Origin of the sequence: Streptomyces sp. NTH33 (assembly GCF_003236365.1) — a bacterium.
GTDB lineage: Bacteria > Actinomycetota > Actinomycetes > Streptomycetales > Streptomycetaceae > Streptomyces.
This window is the reverse complement of sequence record NZ_POTZ01000623.1, coordinates 1-3,165: the sequence shown is the minus strand read 5'-3', so window position 1 is coordinate 3,165 and position 3,165 is coordinate 1. Positions and strand designations below refer to the sequence as shown.

Annotated in this window: 3 protein-coding genes and 2 pseudogenes; 4 read left to right on the top strand and 1 reads right to left on the bottom strand. The window is 70.9% G+C overall.

Going from position 1 to position 3,165, the window contains the following annotated elements; genetic code table 11:
* From C1I97_RS33985 to C1I97_RS33975, 3 genes and pseudogenes are all read left to right on the top strand, one after another.
* A pseudogene (locus C1I97_RS33985) lies at positions 1-587 on the top strand (hypothetical protein); the annotation flags it as partial.
* A gap of 101 nt (positions 588-688) precedes the next feature.
* On the top strand, positions 689-1,096 hold the full coding sequence (locus C1I97_RS33980) for a VOC family protein (protein ID WP_111006851.1): 408 nt from the start codon (positions 689-691) through the stop codon (positions 1,094-1,096).
* 226 nt (positions 1,097-1,322) lie between these two features.
* Positions 1,323-2,075 carry an LAETG motif-containing sortase-dependent surface protein gene (locus tag C1I97_RS33975; RefSeq protein ID WP_111006850.1) on the top strand — a complete coding sequence of 251 codons (753 nt, stop codon included), beginning with the start codon at positions 1,323-1,325 and terminating at the stop codon, positions 2,073-2,075.
* Positions 2,076-2,134: 59 nt separating this feature from the next.
* Here C1I97_RS33975 and C1I97_RS33970 read toward each other — a convergent pair whose 3' ends face one another.
* A complete protein-coding gene (locus C1I97_RS33970; RefSeq protein ID WP_111006849.1) occupies positions 2,135-2,932 on the bottom strand; it encodes a maleylpyruvate isomerase family mycothiol-dependent enzyme in 798 nt (265 codons plus the stop codon).
* Positions 2,933-3,031: 99 nt separating this feature from the next.
* Between C1I97_RS33970 and C1I97_RS42070 the strand changes: the two are divergent.
* Positions 3,032-3,165, top strand: a pseudogene (locus C1I97_RS42070) (thiamine ABC transporter substrate-binding protein); the annotation flags it as partial.

The window sequence follows — 3,165 nt, the reverse complement described above, 5'->3', positions numbered from 1 at the left end:
TCGCCGTGCTCGCCGCCGGTCTGGCCGTGGAGTCGTACGCCGGCCGGTCCACCGCCTCTGCCCCCGCCCCCGCAGGCGTCCTGCCCGGCGGCCTCGCGGCCGACTCCACCCCGGTGCTGATCGGCTGGCTGCTGACCGCTCTCGGCCTCGCCCTCGCCGGCCCCGGCCTGACCCACCTGTGCGGCCGCCTGCTCCAGTCGGCGCGTCCGGGCGCCCTGCGGCTGCTGGCCGGCCGGGTCCTGATGGCGGAGGCGGGGCGCATCGGCCGCCCCCTGGGCGTGGTGTGCGCGGTGGCGTCGGGGACGTACGCCCTCGTCGCGCCGTACGACGGCGCCGCGCGGGTCTCCGGGCCGCTGACCACCCTGGGCACGCTGCTGGTGGCCGGGTGCGCCGTGGCGGCCCTGCTGACCGCGGCCGTCGAGGCCAGGCAGGCCCGCGCCGTCACCATCGCCGCCCTGCGGCGCCTGGGCGCACCCGCCCTGACGCTGCGCACCGCCGCCCTTCTGCGCGCCGGCGCCCTGCTGGCCCTGTTCGCCCCGCTGACCCTGCTGATCGCCGGTCTCGCCGCGCTGCCACTGGCCCGCTGACGAGCCGTACGAAAAAAGTTCCGCGCCCACCGATGAGTTTCGGGCGGCCCTCCGGTCCACCCTTACGAACGGCAACGAACCACAAGGGGAGAGACCGCACCATGTACCAGCAGATGATCTTCGTGAACCTGGCGACGAACGACGTGGCCGCCGCCAAGAAGTTCTTCACCGCCCTCGGCTACACGATCAACCCGCAGTTCTCGACCGACGACTGCGCCTGCGTCGTCATCAGCGACACGATCGTCGCGATGCTGCTCGACAAGCAGCGCTACGCCGACTTCACCAAGAAGGAGATCGCGGACTCGACGAAGACCAGCGAGGTGCTGATCTGCCTGAGCGCGGAGAGCCGCGAGAAGGTCGACGAGCTGGTGGAGAAGGCCGTCGCGGCCGGCGGCACGGCGACCGGCGAGCCCCAGGACCACGGTCACATGTACGGCCGCGCCTTCGACGACCTCGACGGTCACACGTGGGAGGTCATGTGGATGGACCCGGCGGCCGTGCAGGGCTGAGCCGTCGAGCGGGGTGTGGCGGGCACCCCGCTCGCCGCGTGCCAACGCGTCGAAACCTACCGGCGGTTAACAAGTAGGTAAAGTCAACGCCGGTGGGCGGCATGCAGATTGACACTCCTCACGGAGCGCTTATAAACCTGAGCCTCCTGGGGGTGCTGGGACCTCGACTCGTCGCCACCTCAACACCCCTTCAGCCCCCCGCAATTGCGCATCCGTGAAGGGCAAAGTGGCCATCTTGTCCATATCCCGCCGTACCGCACGCACCGTGCGCATCCTCGGTGTCGCCTCCGCGTCCGCCGCTCTCGCTCTCGGCGCCGCGGGCAACGCGCTCGCCTGCGACATCAAGGAGTTCTCCGCCGAAGCCAAGTGCGACGGGGAGAAGGGTGTCATCGTCGTCAAGGACGTGGACCCCTCCGGCACTCCGGCGAAGATCACCGTGTTCCTCCAGAACAACAACGCCGACGCGAAGGAGGTCGGCAAGCAGGATGGAGTCAAGGGCTCCCGCCAGGGCACCACGGTCACCTTCGCCGAGGACTGGCAGCCGAACGCCGTCTACCGCATCCACGTCGAGGCCGTCGGCAAGAACGGAAAGGTCCTCGTCAACGAGGACATCAAGCCGAACCTGACCACTCCGTCCACGGCCTGCAGGACGGAAACCCCGAGCACGCCGGCCACGCCGACGGAGCCGGAGCCGGAGACCTCGACGCCGTCGGCGTCCGAGTCGGCACCGGCACCGGAGTCCGAGACCCCGGCACCGGAGTCCGGGACCCCGACGCCGTCCGCCTCGGAGAGCAGCCCCGCTCCGGCCGACGCGGCGAACAACGCTCCGTCGCCCGCGGTCGGTGACTCCAACCTCGCCGAGACCGGTGCCAACTCCAACACCGGCCTGATCGCCGGCATCGCGGCCACCCTGGTCGTCATCGGCGGCGGCGCGGTCTTCTTCGGCCTGCGCCGCCGAGGAGCGAACAACAACCGCTGACACCTCCGCGGCACACCACCTGTGGCTCGCCCCCGAATCCGGGGGCGGGCCACAGCCGTTCACTCGAAGGTCGCCCGTTCGAGCCAGAACTCCAGCAGTTCCCGCTCACCGAGCACTTCCAGTCCCGGGCCGTCCAGGGGCAGTCGGCTGTAGAACGCGAGCAGCACGGAGGTGAGCGGTCCGCGCAGGGCGACGGTCGCCTTCTCGTGACCGCGGCGCCAGACGACGCCCTCCTCGGTGAGCTCCACGACCCACTCGGCGTTCAGCCCCGGCCCGGCGTCGGTGGCGTGCAGATGGATACTGCGCCCCGGCCCGCGCAGTTCCCCGACCGCCGGGACCGCTTTGCGCCGCTGCTTCAACTCCACGATCTGCAGCCACTCGTCGAGGGCGTCGACGGCCACTTCGGGGGCGACCTCGTAGGGCTGCCCGACGGCGAGCGCCGCATCGGCGCGGTGAATGGTGATCTCGTGGGTCATACGGCGGGCCCAGAAGCCGGTGTCCAGGAGCCCGGCCCAGGTCCACACCTTGGTGTCCGGACCGGCCTCGCGGAGGGCGGCGACGACGATCCGGCCGGTCTCCAGCAGCCAGGCGTTCAGGGCGGCGGGATCGCCCTGTGCCTCGGGCCCTTTCGCGAGCGGGATCCGCTCGGCCGGGATGTTCTCCTGCGCACGGGTTCTGACCAGCGCCTCCACCCAGCGCAGGACGCCGCCCATGTGCCGTACCAACTCCTCCAGCGACCAGTCGGGACAGGTCGGCACGGTGGTGGACAGGTCGGCGCCGGAGGTGAGCACGGTCGACAACTGGCTTACCTGGTGGGCGATCTCATCGCAGTAACGGCCGTATGCGAGTTGCGTCATGCTTCGCACGCTAGGCGCTGCGTGATCAGTCGAGCACCACTGTTTCGGCCGGGTCGAACTCCACGCCGATCTCGGCGCCGACCTCCGGTGCCGTACGCAGGGGGCAGGCCGCTGGTCGTCTCCTACGCCTCCTCGCCGCCCGCCGAGGTCATCTACGCCGAGCCGCGGCCGAAGACCGCGCCCACCGGGGTCGCGTACGGCACCTGCTTCCGCCAGATCGAGTACGCCGGGCT